At 71.6% G+C, this 16,322-nt stretch carries 21 protein-coding genes; 14 read left to right on the forward strand and 7 right to left on the reverse strand.

The window, feature by feature from the left end:
* Positions 1-12 precede the first annotated feature (12 nt).
* From paaC to paaE, 3 genes are read left to right on the forward strand one after another with little or no spacing between them, the layout of a single operon-like run.
* Positions 13-933 carry a 1,2-phenylacetyl-CoA epoxidase subunit PaaC gene (paaC, locus tag ACGFIS_RS00500; RefSeq protein ID WP_392907540.1) on the forward strand — a complete coding sequence of 307 codons (921 nt, stop codon included), beginning with the start codon at positions 13-15 and terminating at the stop codon, positions 931-933.
* On the forward strand, positions 930-1,427 hold the full coding sequence (gene paaD / locus ACGFIS_RS00505; RefSeq protein ID WP_392907538.1) for a 1,2-phenylacetyl-CoA epoxidase subunit PaaD: 498 nt from the start codon (positions 930-932) through the stop codon (positions 1,425-1,427). Before paaC ends, paaD begins: the two co-directional genes overlap by 4 nt.
* Position 1,428: 1 nt before the next feature.
* Positions 1,429-2,514 carry a 1,2-phenylacetyl-CoA epoxidase subunit PaaE gene (gene paaE, locus ACGFIS_RS00510; RefSeq protein ID WP_392907536.1) on the forward strand — a complete coding sequence of 362 codons (1,086 nt, stop codon included), beginning with the start codon at positions 1,429-1,431 and terminating at the stop codon, positions 2,512-2,514.
* Here the strand turns inward: paaE and ACGFIS_RS00515 are convergent.
* The gene (locus tag ACGFIS_RS00515; protein WP_392968780.1) at positions 2,511-3,140 is read right to left on the reverse strand and encodes a TetR/AcrR family transcriptional regulator; all 630 of its coding nucleotides are present in this window, start codon (positions 3,138-3,140) and stop codon (positions 2,511-2,513) included. The genes paaE and ACGFIS_RS00515 overlap by 4 nt on opposite strands.
* Before the next feature lie 128 nt (positions 3,141-3,268).
* On the opposite strand from ACGFIS_RS00515, the gene ACGFIS_RS00520 reads away from it, so the two are divergent.
* A complete protein-coding gene (locus ACGFIS_RS00520) occupies positions 3,269-3,571 on the forward strand; it encodes a putative quinol monooxygenase (RefSeq protein ID WP_392907531.1) in 303 nt (100 codons plus the stop codon).
* 660 nt (positions 3,572-4,231) lie between these two features.
* Here the strand turns inward: ACGFIS_RS00520 and ACGFIS_RS00525 are convergent.
* Both ACGFIS_RS00525 and ACGFIS_RS00530 read right to left on the reverse strand, forming a co-directional pair.
* Positions 4,232-4,438 carry a DUF397 domain-containing protein gene (locus tag ACGFIS_RS00525; RefSeq protein WP_392907528.1) on the reverse strand — a complete coding sequence of 69 codons (207 nt, stop codon included), beginning with the start codon at positions 4,436-4,438 and terminating at the stop codon, positions 4,232-4,234.
* A 24-nt stretch (positions 4,439-4,462) separates the two neighbouring features.
* Positions 4,463-5,287 carry a helix-turn-helix domain-containing protein gene (locus ACGFIS_RS00530; protein ID WP_392968783.1) on the reverse strand — a complete coding sequence of 275 codons (825 nt, stop codon included), beginning with the start codon at positions 5,285-5,287 and terminating at the stop codon, positions 4,463-4,465.
* Positions 5,288-5,548: 261 nt separating this feature from the next.
* Between ACGFIS_RS00530 and ACGFIS_RS00535 the strand changes: the two genes are divergently transcribed.
* Genes ACGFIS_RS00535 through ACGFIS_RS00550 form a run of 4 tightly spaced genes read left to right on the forward strand, consistent with a single transcriptional unit; the run spans position 5,549 to position 6,865 of the window.
* Positions 5,549-5,803 carry a hypothetical protein gene (locus tag ACGFIS_RS00535; protein WP_392907524.1) on the forward strand — a complete coding sequence of 85 codons (255 nt, stop codon included), beginning with the start codon at positions 5,549-5,551 and terminating at the stop codon, positions 5,801-5,803.
* Positions 5,791-6,075 carry a hypothetical protein gene (locus ACGFIS_RS00540; protein WP_392907522.1) on the forward strand — a complete coding sequence of 95 codons (285 nt, stop codon included), beginning with the start codon at positions 5,791-5,793 and terminating at the stop codon, positions 6,073-6,075. Before ACGFIS_RS00535 ends, ACGFIS_RS00540 begins: the two co-directional genes overlap by 13 nt.
* Positions 6,072-6,494, forward strand: a complete 423-nt coding sequence (locus tag ACGFIS_RS00545) for an ATP-binding protein (RefSeq protein ID WP_392907519.1) — start codon at positions 6,072-6,074, stop codon at positions 6,492-6,494. The genes ACGFIS_RS00540 and ACGFIS_RS00545 overlap by 4 nt, the downstream gene beginning before the upstream one ends.
* A complete protein-coding gene (locus tag ACGFIS_RS00550; RefSeq protein ID WP_392968786.1) occupies positions 6,491-6,865 on the forward strand; it encodes a hypothetical protein in 375 nt (124 codons plus the stop codon). The genes ACGFIS_RS00545 and ACGFIS_RS00550 overlap by 4 nt, the downstream gene beginning before the upstream one ends.
* 5 nt (positions 6,866-6,870) lie before the next feature.
* Here the strand turns inward: ACGFIS_RS00550 and ACGFIS_RS00555 are convergent, their stop codons facing one another.
* Positions 6,871-7,785 (reverse strand): LysR family transcriptional regulator, encoded by a 915-nt coding sequence (locus tag ACGFIS_RS00555; protein ID WP_392907515.1) that lies wholly within the window; start codon positions 7,783-7,785, stop codon positions 6,871-6,873.
* 104 nt (positions 7,786-7,889) lie between these two features.
* On the opposite strand from ACGFIS_RS00555, the gene ACGFIS_RS00560 reads away from it, so the two are divergent.
* From ACGFIS_RS00560 to ACGFIS_RS00585, 6 genes are read left to right on the forward strand one after another with little or no spacing between them, the layout of a single operon-like run.
* Complete coding sequence (locus ACGFIS_RS00560; RefSeq protein WP_392968789.1) at positions 7,890-8,843, forward strand: fumarylacetoacetate hydrolase family protein; 954 nt, start codon at positions 7,890-7,892, stop codon at positions 8,841-8,843.
* Entirely contained in the window at positions 8,840-9,787 is a 948-nt protein-coding gene (locus ACGFIS_RS00565; RefSeq protein ID WP_392968792.1) for a cyclase family protein, read from the forward strand. The genes ACGFIS_RS00560 and ACGFIS_RS00565 overlap by 4 nt, the downstream gene beginning before the upstream one ends.
* Before the next feature lie 29 nt (positions 9,788-9,816).
* The gene (locus tag ACGFIS_RS00570; RefSeq protein WP_392968795.1) at positions 9,817-10,926 is read left to right on the forward strand and encodes an FAD-dependent oxidoreductase; all 1,110 of its coding nucleotides are present in this window, start codon (positions 9,817-9,819) and stop codon (positions 10,924-10,926) included.
* Entirely contained in the window at positions 10,923-11,915 is a 993-nt protein-coding gene (locus tag ACGFIS_RS00575; RefSeq protein ID WP_392968798.1) for an amidohydrolase family protein, read from the forward strand. The genes ACGFIS_RS00570 and ACGFIS_RS00575 overlap by 4 nt, the downstream gene beginning before the upstream one ends.
* A 1-nt stretch (position 11,916) precedes the next feature.
* The gene (locus ACGFIS_RS00580) at positions 11,917-12,849 is read left to right on the forward strand and encodes a VOC family protein (protein ID WP_392968801.1); all 933 of its coding nucleotides are present in this window, start codon (positions 11,917-11,919) and stop codon (positions 12,847-12,849) included.
* Complete coding sequence (locus ACGFIS_RS00585; RefSeq protein WP_392968804.1) at positions 12,849-13,787, forward strand: fumarylacetoacetate hydrolase family protein; 939 nt, start codon at positions 12,849-12,851, stop codon at positions 13,785-13,787. The genes ACGFIS_RS00580 and ACGFIS_RS00585 overlap by 1 nt, the downstream gene beginning before the upstream one ends.
* 100 nt (positions 13,788-13,887) lie before the next feature.
* Here the strand turns inward: ACGFIS_RS00585 and efeB are convergent, their stop codons facing one another.
* Genes efeB through ACGFIS_RS00600 form a run of 3 tightly spaced genes read right to left on the reverse strand, consistent with a single transcriptional unit; the run spans position 13,888 to position 16,300 of the window.
* Entirely contained in the window at positions 13,888-15,126 is a 1,239-nt protein-coding gene (efeB, locus tag ACGFIS_RS00590; RefSeq protein WP_392907500.1) for an iron uptake transporter deferrochelatase/peroxidase subunit, read from the reverse strand.
* A complete protein-coding gene (locus tag ACGFIS_RS00595) occupies positions 15,123-15,596 on the reverse strand; it encodes a copper chaperone PCu(A)C (protein WP_392968807.1) in 474 nt (157 codons plus the stop codon). The genes efeB and ACGFIS_RS00595 overlap by 4 nt, the downstream gene beginning before the upstream one ends.
* The gene (locus ACGFIS_RS00600; protein ID WP_392907496.1) at positions 15,593-16,300 is read right to left on the reverse strand and encodes an SCO family protein; all 708 of its coding nucleotides are present in this window, start codon (positions 16,298-16,300) and stop codon (positions 15,593-15,595) included. Before ACGFIS_RS00600 ends, ACGFIS_RS00595 begins: the two co-directional genes overlap by 4 nt.
* Between the last annotated feature and the right edge of the window lie 22 nt (positions 16,301-16,322).

Consider the following 16,322-nt stretch of genomic DNA (forward strand, 5'->3'; position numbering starts at 1 on the left):
GGACAGATCATCATGAGCGACGACCACGGCAGCATCTTCGACGGGCTCCTCGACGCCGTAGACACCTCGCAGTGGGCGTTCGGCACCGACTTCGAGGATCCGCTCGCCGGTGTCGACACGACCGTGCCGGACGGCGTCGACCACGCCGAACTCGCCGCGTACTGCCTCATGCTCGGCGACGACGCCCTGATCTTGTCGCAGCGCCTGTCGGAGTGGTGCAGCCGCGCGCCGGACCTCGAAGAGGACATCGCTCTGGCGAACACGGCCCTCGACCTCCTCGGGCAGGCGCGGCTGCTCCTGGCGCGGGCGGCCGCCGCCGACCCCGCCGTCGTGCCCGCCCTCCCCGAAGGCTCGCCGGTGCCCGCCGAGGACGCGCTCGCGTTCTTCCGCGACGCCGGGCAGTTCCGCAACGTGCGCCTCACCGAGGTGGCGAACGGAGACTTCGCGCACGTCGTCGTCCGGCTGCTGCTGTTCTCCGTGGCGAGGCTCGCCCTGCTGGAGCGGCTGCGGGCGAGCACCGACTCGGTGCTGGCGGCGGTGGCGTCCAAGGGCGTCAAGGAGGTCACCTACCACCGGGACTGGGCGGGCCGCTGGTTCCTCACCCTCGCGCAGGGCACCGAAGAGTCGCGCCGCAGGCTCGTCAAGGCCCTCGACGACCTTTGGCCGCTCCAGCCCGAACTGGTCTCCGCGCACCCCCTCGAACTGTCCCTCGCGCAGGCGGGCGTCGGCGTCGACCCGGCGTCCACCCGCGACGAGGTCGACGCCGTCCTCGACCAGGTGCTCGCGGTGAGCGGCGTCGACCGCCCGGACCGCCCGGCCCTGGCCGCCGTCGGCGGGCGGACGGGCCGGCACGGCATGCACACCGAGGCCCTCAGCCTTCTGCTCGCCGAGATGCAGGTGGTCGCCCGCGCACACCCGGGAGGCCGCTGGTGAACGTCAGGGAACGTGCCGCCGAGGTCGCCGCGCAGGTCCGCGACCCGGAGATGCCGATGCTCACCCTCGCCGACCTCGGCGTCCTGCGTGGCGTCGACGTGGAAGACGAGGTCGTCATCGCCTCGATCACCCCCACCTACACCGGCTGCCCGGCGATGGCGACCATGCGCGACGACCTCGTCCACCGGCTGAACGGCGCCGGGTTCCCCCGGGTCGAGGTGCGCGTCGTCCTCGACCCGCCGTGGTCGAGCGACTGGATCTCCGAACGCGGCCGGGCCGCCCTCCGGGACGCGGGACTGTCGGCGCCCGGCCCCGCCCGCCGCTCCGCCGGGCCCACGAGCGTCAACCTCGGGCCGACGCGGCTCGCCCCCGCCTGCCCGCGCTGCGGCTCGACGGCGACCCGGCTGACGTCGGAGTTCAGCGGCACCGCCTGCAAGGCCCTGTACCGCTGCACCGGCTGCCTCGAACCGTTCGAGCACGTCAAGGAGATCTGACTTGACCACTCCAGCTCCCACACGGACCCGGCCGGCCGCGGCCTTCCATGCGCTGACCGTGGCGGCGGTCGACCACCTGTGCGAGGACGCGGCGGCGATCACGTTCGACGTCCCCGCCGAACTGTGCGAGGCGTACGCGTTCAAGGCCGGTCAGTCGCTCACCCTGCGCCGCTTCGTGGACGGACGGGAAGAACGCCGGTCCTACTCGATCTGCGCCCCGGCCGGTGCCGCGCCGCGCATCGGCGTCCGCGAGATCCCGGACGGCCTCTTCTCCTCCTGGCTCGTCCGCGACGTGGTGCCGGGGACGCGCATCGAGGTGCAGACGCCGTCCGGCTCCTGGCAGGCCGACCCGGGGCCGGGTGAGCGGCACCTGTGCATCGCCGCCGGGTCGGGCATCACGCCGATGCTGTCGGTCGCGTCCACGGTGCTGGCCAACCCCGGGGCGCAGGTGTCGCTCCTGTACGGCAACCGGACCAGCCGCACCGTCATGTTCACCGAAGAACTCGGCGATCTGAAGAACCGGTACGGCGCCCGGTTCCAGATGGTCCACGTGCTCTCCCGTGAGCCGCGCGACGTCGAGCTGTTCTCCGGACGCCTCGACCGCGACCGGCTGCGCCGCCTGCTCACCGACCTGATCCCCGCCGAGACGTTCGACCACGTCTGGCTCTGCGGGCCGCTGCGGATGCTCGAAGACGCGCGGGCGGTGCTCGCCGACCTCGCCGTCCCCGCGACCGTGCACGTCGAACTGTTCTACGTCGACGAGCCCCCGCCGCAGCCGCGCCGCACCGTCGCCGGTCCCGGGCCCGGCCCGACGACCGAGCTGACGATGGTCCTCGACGGCCTGCGGACGACGTCGACCGTCCCCCGAGATATGACGCTCCTCGAAAGCGCCCAGCGGACGCGCGCCGACCTGCCGTTCGCCTGCAAGGGCGGCGTCTGCGGGACGTGCCGCGCCGTCGTCCGCGAGGGCGAGGTCGACATGCGCCGCAACTACGCCCTGGAACCCGCCGAACTCGATGCCGGGTTCGTCCTCACCTGCCAGTCGTTCCCGGTCGGCGACGACGTCACCATCGACTACGACGCTTAGGCCTCGTGCCGGGCCAGGCCGTCGAAGGCCATCGTGGTGATCGCGCCGGCGACCGTCGCCGGGTCGTACACCCCGTCCGCGCGGTACCACTCGATCAGCGAGTTCACCATGCCGAACAGCAGCCGGCTCACCAGCGCGGGCGGCACGTCGTCGCGCAGGGCGCCCTCCTTGACGGCGTCCGCGACGAGGGCGGCGAGCCGGTCGTCGAGCCAACGGCGCCGTTCCAGGGCGGCCAGCTCGACGTCGCTGTTCCCCCGCACCCGCAAGAGCAGCGTGACGGACGGCTGGTGCGCGACGAGGACCTCGACGCTGCGCCGCACCACCCCGCGCACGCGCTCGTAGGCGGTCGCCCCGGCCCGCTCATGGGCGGCCTCGGCCACGACGGCGGTGAGTTCGTCGAGGGCGTCGTCCAACGCGCGGCTGAGCAGCTGTTCCTTGCTCGTGACGTGGTGGTAGATGGCCGCTTTCGTCAGCCCCAGCTCCTTGGCCAGGTCGCCCATGCTCGTGGCGTCGTACCCCTTGCGGTTGAACAGCTCCACCGCGGTGCGAAGGATCGCCTCCTGGTCGTAGCCGGGACGGCCGCGCCGACGGCGCTGGGGCGGTTCGCCGGAACCGGTCGTCGTCACACCCGCAGGATCTCACGGGGACGCAACGTGAGCGGTCGCCCGCGACCCACCGATGAGTTTCGGGTATTCGTGCTGTCTGTAGGTGCGAGATGGAAGACGCCTTGCCACATCGGAAGAGGAACGCATTCATGGTCATCGTCGCTGGACACATCACGGTCGATCCCGGTCAGCGCGAGTCCTACCTCGCGGGCTGCACGAGCGTCGTCGAACAGGCCCGCCGGGCGCCCGGCTGCCTCGACTTCGCCATCACGGCCGACCTGCTCGACCCCGCCCGCATCAACATCTTCGAACGCTGGGAGTCGCAGGCGGCCGTGGAGACCTTCCGCAGCAGCGGCCCCAGTGACGACCAGAGCGCCGCGATGCTCTCGGCCTCGGTGGCCGAATACGACATCGCCGACGTGCGCTCCCTGACCGGCGCCGACCCGGCCTAACCCAGACCGCGCCGAAGCGACGCGGAAACCGGGGCGCTGGACGAAGACCCATCCCGGTCTGGCCGCCGCAGCCGCAGCCTGGGTGAAGCTCGGAGTTCTTGACGACCGCCCAGATCCACAGCGCCACATGGCCCACGCCAGTGCTCCACGGAATGCGGGGGCGAGGGGTTCAGTCGTTTATGCCGAGCCATGAGGCGAAGGACCTGAGTGTGCCGCTGGTTTGTCTCTCCATGCGGGCGACCTGCTGTGCGGTCTCCCGCACCTGGGGATGGAAGCGGGTGTGCTGAGCCGAGATGCCGCGTGCCTCATAGAGGCAGTGGAGGGCGCCGGACGGGTCGTTGCGCCACACGTGCGCTCGGGCGAGGTCGATCCAGTGGTGAGAGCGGCGCTCAGTGGGGGCGTCATCAGGGAGGCGAATATCCTTGGACCTGCCGATCGCGGCGAGCTGGCGTCGTTCAGGCCATCGGATGCGGCCTCAGCGCCGCCACGATCAACGACTCCGCCGGACGCCCGGCCAAACGGCATACGCCCTGGTTGCAGAAGCACATGACCGGCCGGCCTGACCCGGCCGGTCACGTTGCTGGCTCTGCCAGGCGCGGTAAGTGCGCGACGCGCGCTCAGACCAGTAGGGAAACTCACAGTGCGCGAAGTGCGAGCACGTCACGCGTTGTCGCTCGCCCCGCGCTTCACGGCATCCGTGAACGCGCGCCAGTCGGCACGCGTCAACATCAGCTTGGGGCCCGTGGGGTTCTTACTGTCGCGCACAGCGATGTCATGGTGCAGAGCGGCGACCTCCACGCAGTTGCCGCCGTTGCCGCTCCGGCTGCTCTTCCGCCAGACGGCGCGGGAGAGATCCGCGTTGGTCATGGCCCACTCCTCCCAAACGATGATTTACGCTAGCTCTTCGGCTACGCGAGTGATCATGGACAGCGACTCGTCGGGATCGAGCGCTTTGGCTATGAGGTAGTTGAACATCAGTGTATAACGCTCGATTTGGGGCGTCTCCTCCAGATAGAGGCTGCCGGTCTGGTTCTCCAGGTAGACCACATCGGGGTCGCTGGCTTCCGGAAAGTCCAGAATCGTGAACGATCCTTCCATGGCGGGGTGCGCTCCCGCCTTGAACGGAAGGACTTGGACGCTCACGTGAGGCTGGCGGGCGAGATCCACGACGTGTCGCAGCTGGTCGCGCATCGTTTCCTCGGTCCCGACGACTCGCTGAATGACAGCTTCGTTCACCACCGCCCAGAACTTGAGCGGACTTTCTCCGGTCAGACGCCGCTGACGGGCCGAGCGCACCTCGATCTTGTGTTCGATCTCGTCTTCGTTGCCTGCTGCGGGCGCGGCGTGCAGGAACGCTCGATAGTAGTCCGGGGTCTGGAGCAGGCCGGGCATGAGCTCTGACTCATAGGCCTGGATCGAAGCCGCCTCGGCCTCCAGGCCCACGAAGAACTGAAACCAGCTGGGGATGGCCGCGCCGTAAGAGTGCCACCATCCGCGCTGCCGGGCTTCGCGGGCGAAGGTGAGCAACACCTCGCGCCTGCTGGCGTCCACGTCATAGACGTCCAGCAGCACGCGCAGGTCAGTAGGGCGGATGCGTCGCTCACCCGTCTCCCATCGACTGATCGTCGAGCTGCTGAAGTCGCCTTCTGATCGGCTCACGACCTGATCGATCGTCAGACCGCGCTCTTCGCGCAGACGGCGCAGTTCGTAGCGCAATCGGCGGCCGCGCACGGTCGGACTCGGGCGTATCGGCACAAAGTCACCTCCTGTTTTGGGGAATTGCGAACGGGGACTTGCCAAAAGGGTAGCCCCGCTGCACGCTATAGCTTGTCAGCATCACAGACCGCGTGTGGGCGGTTCTGCTGAGTTACGAACGTCATCCGATCTCGCGGTGACGTGGCCGGAAAGATGGCGGCCCCGGGCCGGTGGTGGCACACCGCGTCCCAGGGCCTAGCCCGACTGGAAGGAGTCGGACCCGTGAGTGATGGTACGGGTAGGCCGTTGGAGCAGTTGGCGGCGCAGCTTGCGCAACGGGGTGTCCGGGCCGACGTGCATGGGGGGACGCTCGTCGTGTCGCTGGGTGCGCGTCGCGAACAGGTGATCGCTTGCGACGGTCGGTGGTTCCGGTGGGGTGGTGAGCGCGGGCACGTGGTCGGCGAGGTGGGGGCCGAGTCGGCGTCGGCGGACCGGGCGCTGATCGTGCTGAAGCAGCTGGCCCGGTGGTCGTGGTGAACGGCTACGGGGTGAGTGCGGATGCGACGTTCGAGCGGCTGGACGTGCTCGTCCGGCTGATGACGGACCTGCGCGGGCTCGGGCGGGGGTCGTGGCTTGCTCTTCCCGTCGCGGGGCAGCCGGTTCTGTACGTCCAGGCTCGTTCGGGACGGCTGGCGGTTCTGGGCGTGCAGGACCGCGGCGGCTGGTCGTACATGTGGGACGGCGGCCGTAAGGCTGCGGCGGACGGGACGCTCGTGGCGGCTCGGCAGATCGCCGGGGTGGCGCGGTGATCGTCTGGGACGAGGTGCACACCGAGCGGATGTGCTCGGGCGGGGGCCTTGACGTGCGGGAGGTCCGGGCGTGGGTGCGGCGGACGCTGGCCGGTGCGCTGGCGGGCGGCGTGGACGGGGTCGACCTGGACGACGTGGACCTGATGGTCTGCGAGATCGCAACCAACGCGATCCGGCACAGTGCCAGCGGCAGGCCCGGCGGCGGGGTGTGGGTGACGGTGCTGGTGTCGCGGGAGCGGCTGCGGGTGGAGATCCAGGACGACGGCGGTTCGGCGGGGCGTCCGCTGATCCCGGTGCAGGGTGCGGGCTGGAACGAGTCCGGCCGCGGCCTGATGGTCGTGGCCGGGCTGGCGGAGTGCTGGGGGACGGTGCCGGGCGACGACGGCCGGTACATGGTGTGGTTCGAGGTGGCGCGGTGAGCAGGAAAAGGGCGGCCGCGCAGGTGCTGCGGGACGCGTGGGCCAGGCTGGCTCTGCGGGGTGCAGGGCCTGGTGAGCGGCTTCCGGAGCCTTACCCGGAGACGGTGTTCTTGCTCGCCGGGATGGCGCCGGGCGCGCGGAAGGCGTTGGAGGTGTTCCCGCAGGAGGCTCGGGCGTGGCGGACGCTGGCGGAGATGGAGGCTGCGCGGGCCCGGGTGTGGTCAGGGCAGGGACGGGTGTGGGACGCGGGAGTGTGTACCGGGCGGGCGCAGGCGTACCGGGCGGCGGCCGAGCAGGTGGAGGACGTGCTCATCGAGTCGCTTGAGCTGTGGGACGAGTACGAGCGGCAGACCGCCGAGGGCGGGAGGTGACCGGCCTACTCGGGCTCGTGTTCGATTTCTCGGCCGACTTCGGTGAGGGTTTCGCGTAGCCAGCGGTGGGCCGGGTCGGCCTGGTGGACGGTGTGGAACCAGAACGCCTCCAGGATCGGGACGGCCTCGAACGGGCAGGGATGCAGCCGGATCCCGCCAAGGGCGGAGAGGCGACGCGCCAGCCGTTCCTGGATGAGCGCGACCCTGGAGGTGCCGGGGATCAGGAACGGCAGGGACTGGAAGTTCTCCACGACGACCTCCACGTTCGGCTCGATGCCCAGCATGGTGAGCTGGCGTATCGCGAACGACGCAGCGGTCGGGCCGCGGAAGGCGGTGACCCAGGGCAGCGTCTCCAGATGTTCCATGGTGATCCCGTCCACCAGGGCGGGGTTCGCGGGGTCGGCGATGATGACCCATCGGTCGGAGTAGACGTCGGTGTACGGGTGGGTCGAGACGAACCCGTGGGGCATGATCAGCCCGTCCGTGGAGCGCAGGGTGGCGTCGATGTCGTCGACCCTCGGCACGTTGATCTGCAGGAACCGGATGCGTACCCGCGGGGCTTCGATCGCGAGCCTGCGCATCAGGGGGTTGCCCAGGACGGTGAGCACGTAGTCGGAGGCGACGATCGAGAACTCGCGGTCGCTTTCGGACGGGTCGAACCGCGGCCGGGCGGAGAAGACGCGGTCGACGACGTTGACGGCAAGGGCCGTCGGGTCGACCAGGGCGGCCGCCAGCGGGGTCAGCTCGTAGGAGTTGCCGACGCGGGTCAGCAGTTCGTCGCCGTAGTGGCGGCGCAGCCTGCCCAGGTTGGAGCTCATCGCCGGCTGTGACAGGCCGACCCGCCGCCCGGCCCGTGTCACGTTGCGTTCCTCCAGCAGTGCGTGCAGGGCCATCAGCAGGTTGAGGTCCAGGCTTTCCACGACCGCCCCCCATCCATCGCATCAATAGTTCATAGACAAACTATTGATTTCTCACATCGTTGTCTTTCGGTCACAGTGAGGGCAATCACATCGGAGGCAACGCCGTGGAAGCTTCTTTGACCTCGTCCGCGCGCTTCGCGCTCGGGACGTTCTCCGTCGACGGGAAACCCGTCCCCGGTCTGGTCGTCGATGACCGTGTGGCCGACCTGCGGGGCCACTGGCCGTCGATGGAGGCGCTGCTGGCCGGCTGGGACGAGGCGCTCCCGGTCCTGGACGGCCTGGCGGGCTCCGCCGGGTGGCCGCTCTCCGACCTGGAGGTGCTGGCGCCGTTCACGCCCGGCCAGGTGATCCAGTCCGGGGCGAACTACCGGACGCACGTCGTCGATCTCGCCGTCGCGCACCGCGAGTTCTCCGACCCGGCGGAGGAGGCGGCGGCCCGTGCCGAGGTCGGCGCGATGATGGACAGGCGGGCGGCGGAGGGGACGCCTTATCTGTTCGTCGGCCTGCCGGGCGCGGTCGGCGGCCCGTACGACGACCTCGTCCTGCCCGGGTACAGCGACCGGCACGACTGGGAACTGGAACTGGCCGCCGTCATCGGGCGGCCCGCGTTCAGGGTGACGCGCGAGCAGGCTCTGGACCACGTCGCCGGATACACGATCTGCAACGACGTCACGACCCGCGACCTGGTGTTCCGGCAGGACATGAAGGAGATCGGCACCGACTGGTTCCGGTCCAAGAACGCGCCGGGCTTCCTGCCGCTCGGGCCGTTCCTGGTCCCCGCCCACGCGGCCGGCGACCCGATGGACCTTCAGGTCACGCTGACGGTGAACGGCGAGGTCATGCAGGACGAGTCGACCAAGGACATGCTGTTCGACGTCGCCGCCCTCGTCTCCGCCGCGTCCCAGATCGCCCGGCTACGGCCCGGGGACCTGATACTGACCGGCAGCCCCGCGGGCAACGGCATGGCGTCCGGCCGTTTCCTGCGCGACGGCGACGTCATGGAGGGCACGATCACCGGCCTGGGCACCCAGCGCGTCGTCTGCCGGGCCGAGTCATGAGCGCCGTGGAGAAGGCGATCGCCGAGGCCGCGCGCGAGTACTCCAACTGGGGACGCTGGGGCGAGGACGACGTCCGCGGCACCCTCAACTTCCTCGACGAGGCCAAGCGGGTGCAGGCGGCCGGGCTGGTCAGGCGGGGCGTGAGCTTCTCCCTGTCCCAGCGGTTCGACATGAACGGCCCTCAGCGCGGGTGGCGGCGGCGTACGAACCCGGTGCACACGATGCTCGACACCGGCGTCGACGCGGCGCTCGGCAAGCAGGGCTTCCCGCACGGGATCGGCGGCGCCGACGATGTGATCGCGATGCCGCTGCAGTGCTCCACCCAGTGGGACGGCCTCGGCCACATCTTCGACCGCGGCAACGCCTGGAACGGCCGTCCCGCCCAGGACGTGGTGACCAGCAACGGCGACCAGGTGACCGGTATCGAGACGGTCGCCGACGCCGTCGCCGGACGCGGCGTCCTCCTGGACGTCGGCCGCGTGATCGGCGGCGGGGAACTGCCGGATGCGTTCGCCATCACCGAGGAGCACCTGGCCGCCACCGCCGCCGCGCACGGCGTCGAGGTCGGCCGCGGCGACATCGTGTGCGTCCGGACCGGGCAGCTCACCCGCGTCCGCCGCGACGGCTGGGGAGAGTACGCCGGCGGCCCCGCCCCCGGCCTGTCGTTCTGGACGGCGGGCTGGCTGCACGGCACGGAGATCGCCGCCATCGCCACCGACACCTGGGGCTTCGAGGTGCGGCCCAACGAGTTCGAGGACGCCTTCCAGCCCCTGCACCAGATCGTCATCCCCAACATGGGCCTGTTCGTCGGCGAGATGTGGGACCTGGACGCCCTCGCCGCCGACTGCGCCGCCGACGGCGTCTACGAGTTCCAGCTCATCGCGGCGCCGCTGCCCATCACCGGGGCGGTCGGCTCGCCCGTCAACCCCCTCGCTCTCAAATGAGCGTCCCGGCATCCGAACGGAGACCGCACATGACGAACGTCGGCAGCGTGCTGATCGTCGGCGGTGGCATCACCGGCACCGCGCTGGCCACCCTGCTCGCCCGCGGAGGAGTCCGCGTCGACGTGGTGGAGGTGAAGCCGACCTGGTCCGCGCTGGGGTCGGGCATCACACTGCAGGGCAACGCGCTGCGGGTGCTGCGCGAACTCGGCGTGTGGGAGCAGATCCTGGCCGAGGGTTACCCCTTCGGTTCCGTCGGCATCACCAAGCCGGACGGTTCCCTGCTGTTCGAGCAGGAGGACATGCGGACCGGCGGCCCCGACCTGCCCGCCACCCTCGGCATGGACCGCCCCGACCTGCAGGCGATCCTCGTGGAGACGGCCCGGCGGGCCGGCGCCCGCCTCACCACCGGCCGCACCGTCACCGCCCTGGACCCGGTGACCTTCGACGACGGCACCACCGGCGACTACGACCTGATCGTGGGCGCCGACGGCATCCACTCCGCCGTCCGCGCCATGATCGGCATCGACATCGGGCCCGAGCCGGTCGGGATGGGCATCTGGCGCGTGCACGCCCGCCGGCCCGGGTCGGTCGTGCGCACCGACCTCGCCTACGGCGGCCCCTGCTACATCGCCGGATACTGCCCGACCAGCGAGAACACCCTCTACGCCTACCTGGTGGAGAAGGCCCGCGACCGCACGTCCATTCCCGCGGCGCAGAAGGCGACGATCATGCGGGAGCTGGCCGAGCCGTACGGCGGCGCGTGGGACGACATCAAGGGCGACATCACCGACCCCGAGCGCGTCAACTACACCTGGTTCGAGTCGCTGCTGGTGCCGCGTCCCTGGCATCGGGGGAACGTCGTCCTCATCGGCGACGCCGTGCACGCATGCCCGCCCACCCTGGCTCAGGGCGCGGCCATGTGCCTGGAGGACGCCTCCGTCCTGGCCGAGATGCTGCTGGAGAACCGCGAGGCCGGCGACACGCTGCTCACCGCCTTCGCCGACCGGCGGTACCCGCGCGTCCAGGCCGTCGTGGACGGGTCGCTCCAGCTGGCCCGCTGGCAGATGGAACCCTCCGGCGACGCCGACGTGCCCGGCCTCATGGCCCGCACGAGCGCCCTGGTGAGCGAGCTGCCATGACGACCGTCGACGTCCACGCGCACGTCCTCCTCCGGGACGTCGAGCAGGCCGTCGCGGGCCGCCCGGAACTGGACGCCCAGCGCGCGCTCGACCTCCGCCGCAACGGCGCCGAGTCGACGGCCGTGTCCGGGAGGATGGTCGGCGACCGCCTCGCCCGGCTCACCGACGTCACGGTGCGGCTGGCCGACATGGACGCGGCCGGCGTCGACGTCCAGATCGTCAGCCCGTCCCCGTCCCACTACCACTACTGGGCCGAACCGGAACTCGCCGGACGCGTCTACCGCCTGGCCAACGAAGGCACCGCCGGGCACTGCGCCGAGGCCCCCGGCCGGCTGCACGGCCTGGGCCTCGTCCCGCTCCAGCACGCCGGCATGGCCGTCCAGGCGCTCGACCACGCGCTCGACCTCGGCCTCAAGGGCGTGGAGATCTCCTCCCACGCCCCCGGCCGGGAACTGTCGGACCCGGCCCTGGAACCGTTCTGGGCCCGCGCGGCCGAACGCGGAGCCGTCCTGTTCCTGCACCCGTTCGGCTGCACGCTGGACGAGCGGCTCGACCGCTGGTACCTGTCCAACATCGTCGGCCAGCCCACCGAGAACGCCGTCGCCCTCTCCCACCTGATCTTCTCCGGGGTCCTGGACCGGCACCCCGGGCTGAAGATCGTCGCAGCCCACGGCGGCGGCTACCTGCCCACCCACATCGGCCGCGCCGACCACGGCTGGCACGCCCGCCCCGACACGAAGGGCTGCGCCGAGCCGCCCAGCTCCTACCTGCGGCGGCTCTGGTTCGACTCCCTCGTGCACGACCCCGGCGTCCTGCGCCACCTCGTGTCCGTCGCCGGCGCCGGCCAGGTCCTGCTCGGCTCGGACCACCCGTTCGACATGGGCTCCGACGACCCGCTCGGCGACCTGCGCGCCGCCGGGCTGGCGCCGGACGACGTGGACGCCATCGGCGGCGCCAACGCCGTCGCGCTCTTCTCACTCAAGGACTGACATGCGACTCATCACCCACCTGCGGCACGTGGACCTCGCCGTCCCCGACTTCGCGCGCCAGCGCGACTTCTACTCCGGCGTCTGGGGTCTGACGGAGGTCGCCTCGGACACCGGCATCAGCTTCCTGGCCGCCGAGGGGTCGCCGGAGCAGTACATCGTCCGGCTCCGCCGCGACACCGGCAAACGGCTCGACCTGATCGCCTTCGGCGCCGCGACCCCGCAGGACGTCGACGCCCTCGCCGCGCGGCTCCGCGACGCCTCCGTCCAGCTGATCACCGAGCCCGGCGGTCTCGGCACCCCCGGCGGCGGCTACGGGTTCCGCTTCTTCGACCTGGACGGCCGGACGGTCGAGGTCTCCGCCGACGTCGCCGTCCGGAGGCACCGCAAGCTGGAGCCCAAGGAGGCCGTGCCCGTCCGGCTCTCCCACGTCGTGCTCAACGCACCCGACATCGCCGCCACCCGCTCCTGGTACGAGACGCACCTGGACTTCGCGCTCTCGGACACGCTCGCGTCCCCGCACATGGGCGAGATCATGCACTTCATGCGCTGCAACCCGCAGCACCACAGCCTCGCCATCGCCCGCGGCCCCCACACGTCCCTGCACCACGTCTCCTTCGAGATGCGCGGCCTGGACGAGTACATGTACGGCACCGGCCGCCTCCTGCGCTCCGGCGCCCGCATGATCTGGGGACCCGGCCGCCACCTCGCCGGCGACAACACCTTCTCCTACTTCCTCGACCCGCACGGCAACACCGTCGAGTACACCACCGAGCTGGAACTGCTGGACGAGGACGCCTGGCACCCGTCCGTCCACGACCTCACCCAGCCGGACGTCGCCGACCAGTGGGGGACCGCCAACCCGATGAACGAGCTGATCGCCAAGGAATCGTTCAACGACCCCGACCGCGGCGTCTTCGTCGCCCCGCCCGTCTGATGCGCTACGCCACCTACACCCACGGGGGCCGGCGGCACTGCGGCGTCGTCCGAGGCGACGCCGTCCACCGCCTCGACGCCCCCGACCTCCTCACGGTCATCGCGTCCGGGGACCGGCCGGAGGCCGCGGGCCCGGCGGTCCCGCTGAGCGAGGTGACGCTGCTCGCGCCGATCCAGCCGCCGACCGTCCGCGACTTCGTGACGTTCGAGGAGCACGTCGAAGGGGTACGGCGCAGCGTCGGCGGCGAGGCCGGCGTCCCCGGCCGGTGGTACGCCGCCCCGACGTTCTACTTCACCAACCCCTACGCGATCATCGGTACCGGCGCGCCCGTGCCCGTGCCGCCCGGCAGCGAGGTCCTCGACTTCGAACTCGAAGTGGCCGTCATCATCGGGAAGGAAGGCGGCGACCTGACGCCCGAGCAGGCCCGCGGCCACATCTTCGGCTACGCCGTCTTCAACGACTGGTCGGCCCGCGACCTGCAGGCCGCCGAGATGCAGGTCGGCCTCGGCCCGTGCAAGGGCAAGGACACCGCCACCACCCTCGGCCCGTGGATCGTCACCGCCGACGAACTGGAGCCGTACCGCGACGCCGACGGCTTCCTCGGCCTGGCGCTGTCCGTCTCCGTCAACGGCACCGAGATCGGCCGCGACCTGCTCTCCAACATGGGCTGGCCCTTCGAGGACCTCATCGCCTACGCCTCGCGCGGCACCCGCGTCCGCCCCGGCGACGTCCTCGGCTCCGGCACCTGCGGCAACGGCGGCTGCCTGGCCGAACTGTGGGGCGTCAGGGGCGACCGGACCCCGCCCCCGCTCCGGGTCGGGGACGAGGTCACCATGACCGTCGAAGGCATCGGCAGCATCACCAACACCGTCACCGAAGGCGCCGCGCCCCACCCGATCCCCGCCGCCCGCCCCCGCCCCCGCAACCGCCCGGACTGACCACCTCGCCGGGCCGATGTCCGGCGATGCTCTCCCGGCCCGGCGGTGATCAGGACTCCAGCAGGGCCCGGCCGACGTAGCTCTCCCGGCCCGGCGGTGATCAGGACTCCAGCAGGGCCCGGCCGACGTAGTCGCCTGGGGCGGCCCCTCCGGGCACGGCGAAGATCGCGCTGGATTCGTGGCGGATGTAGCGGGTGAGGCCGTCGGCGCCGTCGAGCTTGCGCTGCACCTGGATGAACCCGGTCGTCGGGTCCGCCTGCCAGGCGATGAACAGCAGGCCGGCGTCGGGCGCGCCGTCCGGGCGGAGCCCGTCGTGGTAGGAGAACCCGCGGCGAAGCATCGCCGCGCCGCCGTTGGACGACGGGGCCGCGACCCGGACGTGGGCGTCGCCGGGGATGGCGAGTGCCCCGTCCGGCCCGGCCGCCGACAGGTTCAGCGGCGTCGACTCCGTACCGCCCGACAGCGGGGCCCCGGTGTCCTTGCGGCGTCCGATCACCCGCTCCTGCCGGTCGGCGGGCAGCCGGTCCCAGGTGTCCAGCAGCATCCGGATGCGGCGGACGACCGCGTACGAGCCGCCGTTCATCCAGGCGTGCGGTCCGGTGCCGCCGCCCGCGAAGACCTTCGCCTCGAAGCCGCGTTCGGACGGACGCGGATTGCCGGTGCCGTCGATCTGCCCCATGAGGTTGCGGACCGTCCTCGGCCGGTCGGTGGCCCCGCGGGCACGGTTGAAGCCGCCCATCTGCCAGCGCACCTTCGCCGTGCCGGACGCCGCCCGCTGCAGGACGCGCAACGCGTGCACGGTGACGAGCGGATCGTCGGCGCCGATCTGCACCCACAGGTCGCCGCCGCTTCTGGACGGGTCCAGGGCGTCGGCGGAGAACGGCGGCATCTCCACCAGCGCGGGCGGCATGCGGTCGCCGAGCCCGGTCCTGCCGAAGAAGGAACGCCCGAACCCGAACGTCACGGTCAGCGAGGACGGTCCGGCGTCCAGGGCGATGTGGTCGTCGCCGGCGGGCGGCCGCCCCGCCGTCATCGCCTCGGCCGCCGCCGACCAGCGGCGCATCAGTGCCGCCGCGCCGCCCCGGTCCGCGCCGGGCCGCAGGTCGAACGCGACGAGGTGGCCGCACGCCTGCGCCGGGGTGGTGATCCCGGCCTGGTGGCGGCCGTGGAACGGGACGGCCGTGCCGCCGACGGTGCTGAGCGGCACCTCGTCGTCGCCGGTCCAGTTCCGGGAGGCGCCGGTCAGGCCGCCGGCGGCCAGCCCGGCGGCCCCGGCGGCGCCCGCGGCGCCGAGCAGACGCCGCCGCGAGAGACCACGGCGCCCGGACGACTCACTCATGATCGTTCTCCGTGGGGGGCGGGGGCGGGCCGGTGGTCTGTCGGCCGGACCGGTGCCTGCACGGTGATGGGGGACGAGATGGCGAAACGCAGTGTGAACGTGACCGTGTCGCCGATCTCCGGCTTGCTCTTCAGCTTCATCAGCATCAGGTGGTCGCCGCCCATGCGGAGCTCAAGGCGGCCGTGCGGTGGGACGGTCATCGACTCGACCTGTTTCATCGCGTTGTCCACGGTCGTGTGGAGCTGCACCTCTCCGGCGATGTCGGCGGTCGCCGCGATCAGTTCGTCGGCGTCCCGCCCGGTGTTGACCACCGTGAGGTAGCCGGCCGCCAGGTCGCGCATCGGCGGCTGCCGGACATAGGCGCCGGTCACCGCAAGGCGCGGCCCGTCCCCGTCCGTGTCCCGCGAGGTGCAGGCGGCCGACCCGGCGGCCAGCAGGAGCGCCGCGAGAGCGGCGGTGGAGCGCCTCATCGTGCCCCCTCGACGAGTTTCGGCAGGTCGGCCTCGTACTGCTGGGACGTGGTGCCCGACGTGTAGATCGTGTGGGCGCCGTCGTCGGCCGGGGAGAACGCCAGGACCTGGGCGCCGTGGTTGACGGTGTAGCCGCCGTCGGCCTCCTTCACCGGCTTCTCCACGAGGATGCCGAGGCCGCGCGCCGCCCGCTGGATGGCGTCGAAGTCGCCGCTCAGCCCGATGAAGCGCGAGTCGAAGGCGGCGAGCCATCTGTGCAGCCGCTGCGGGGTGTCGCGTGCCGGGTCGGTGGTCACGAAGACGACCCGAAGCCGCTCCTGGTCCGCCTCCGGCAGCTTCTTCACCGCGTTGGCGATGTCGGCCATCGTCGTCGGGCACACGTCCGGGCAGTGGGTGTAGCCGAAGTACACCAGCGTCGGCCTGCCCGCCGTCTGCTCCACCAGGTCGAAGGGGCGTCCCCGGTCGTCGGTCAGTGTCAGTCCGGGCTTCGGCAGCGGGCGGTCCAGCCGGACGGCGGTGCCGGACGGGGCCGCCGGGGACGACGCCCCGGCCGCGGCCGGGACGCCATCGGCCGGGGTGCCGCCGCACGCGGCGGCGGTCACGGCGATCGCCGCGACGGCGGCGGCCAGCCGGGCGGCGACGGCCATCCGGCGGGCGTGCGGTGCGCGGGAGAGGTCCGCGCAGGCGTGCGGAAGCACACGCATGAAAAGCCTCCAGGGAGAGGAA

The organism is Spirillospora sp. NPDC048824 (genome assembly GCF_043198455.1).
GTDB lineage: Bacteria > Actinomycetota > Actinomycetes > Streptosporangiales > Streptosporangiaceae > Spirillospora.

Excerpts from the sequence above, each read along its gene's own strand:
- paaC (WP_392907540.1), top strand. The coding sequence starts at position 13 with ATGAGCGACGACCACGGCAGCATCTTCGACGGGCTCCTCGACGCCGTA.
- ACGFIS_RS00520 (WP_392907531.1), top strand. The coding sequence starts at position 3,269 with ATGGTCATCGTCGCTGGACACATCACGGTCGATCCCGGTCAGCGCGAG.
- ACGFIS_RS00525 (WP_392907528.1), bottom strand. The coding sequence starts at position 4,438 with ATGACCAACGCGGATCTCTCCCGCGCCGTCTGGCGGAAGAGCAGCCGG.
- ACGFIS_RS00565 (WP_392968792.1), top strand. The coding sequence starts at position 8,840 with ATGAGCGCCGTGGAGAAGGCGATCGCCGAGGCCGCGCGCGAGTACTCC.
- ACGFIS_RS00570 (WP_392968795.1), top strand. The coding sequence starts at position 9,817 with ATGACGAACGTCGGCAGCGTGCTGATCGTCGGCGGTGGCATCACCGGC.
- ACGFIS_RS00575 (WP_392968798.1), top strand. The coding sequence starts at position 10,923 with ATGACGACCGTCGACGTCCACGCGCACGTCCTCCTCCGGGACGTCGAG.
- ACGFIS_RS00580 (WP_392968801.1), top strand. The coding sequence starts at position 11,917 with ATGCGACTCATCACCCACCTGCGGCACGTGGACCTCGCCGTCCCCGAC.
- ACGFIS_RS00585 (WP_392968804.1), top strand. The coding sequence starts at position 12,849 with ATGCGCTACGCCACCTACACCCACGGGGGCCGGCGGCACTGCGGCGTC.
- efeB (WP_392907500.1), bottom strand. The coding sequence starts at position 15,126 with ATGAGTGAGTCGTCCGGGCGCCGTGGTCTCTCGCGGCGGCGTCTGCTC.
- ACGFIS_RS00595 (WP_392968807.1), bottom strand. The coding sequence starts at position 15,596 with ATGAGGCGCTCCACCGCCGCTCTCGCGGCGCTCCTGCTGGCCGCCGGG.
- ACGFIS_RS00600 (WP_392907496.1), bottom strand. The coding sequence starts at position 16,300 with ATGCGTGTGCTTCCGCACGCCTGCGCGGACCTCTCCCGCGCACCGCAC.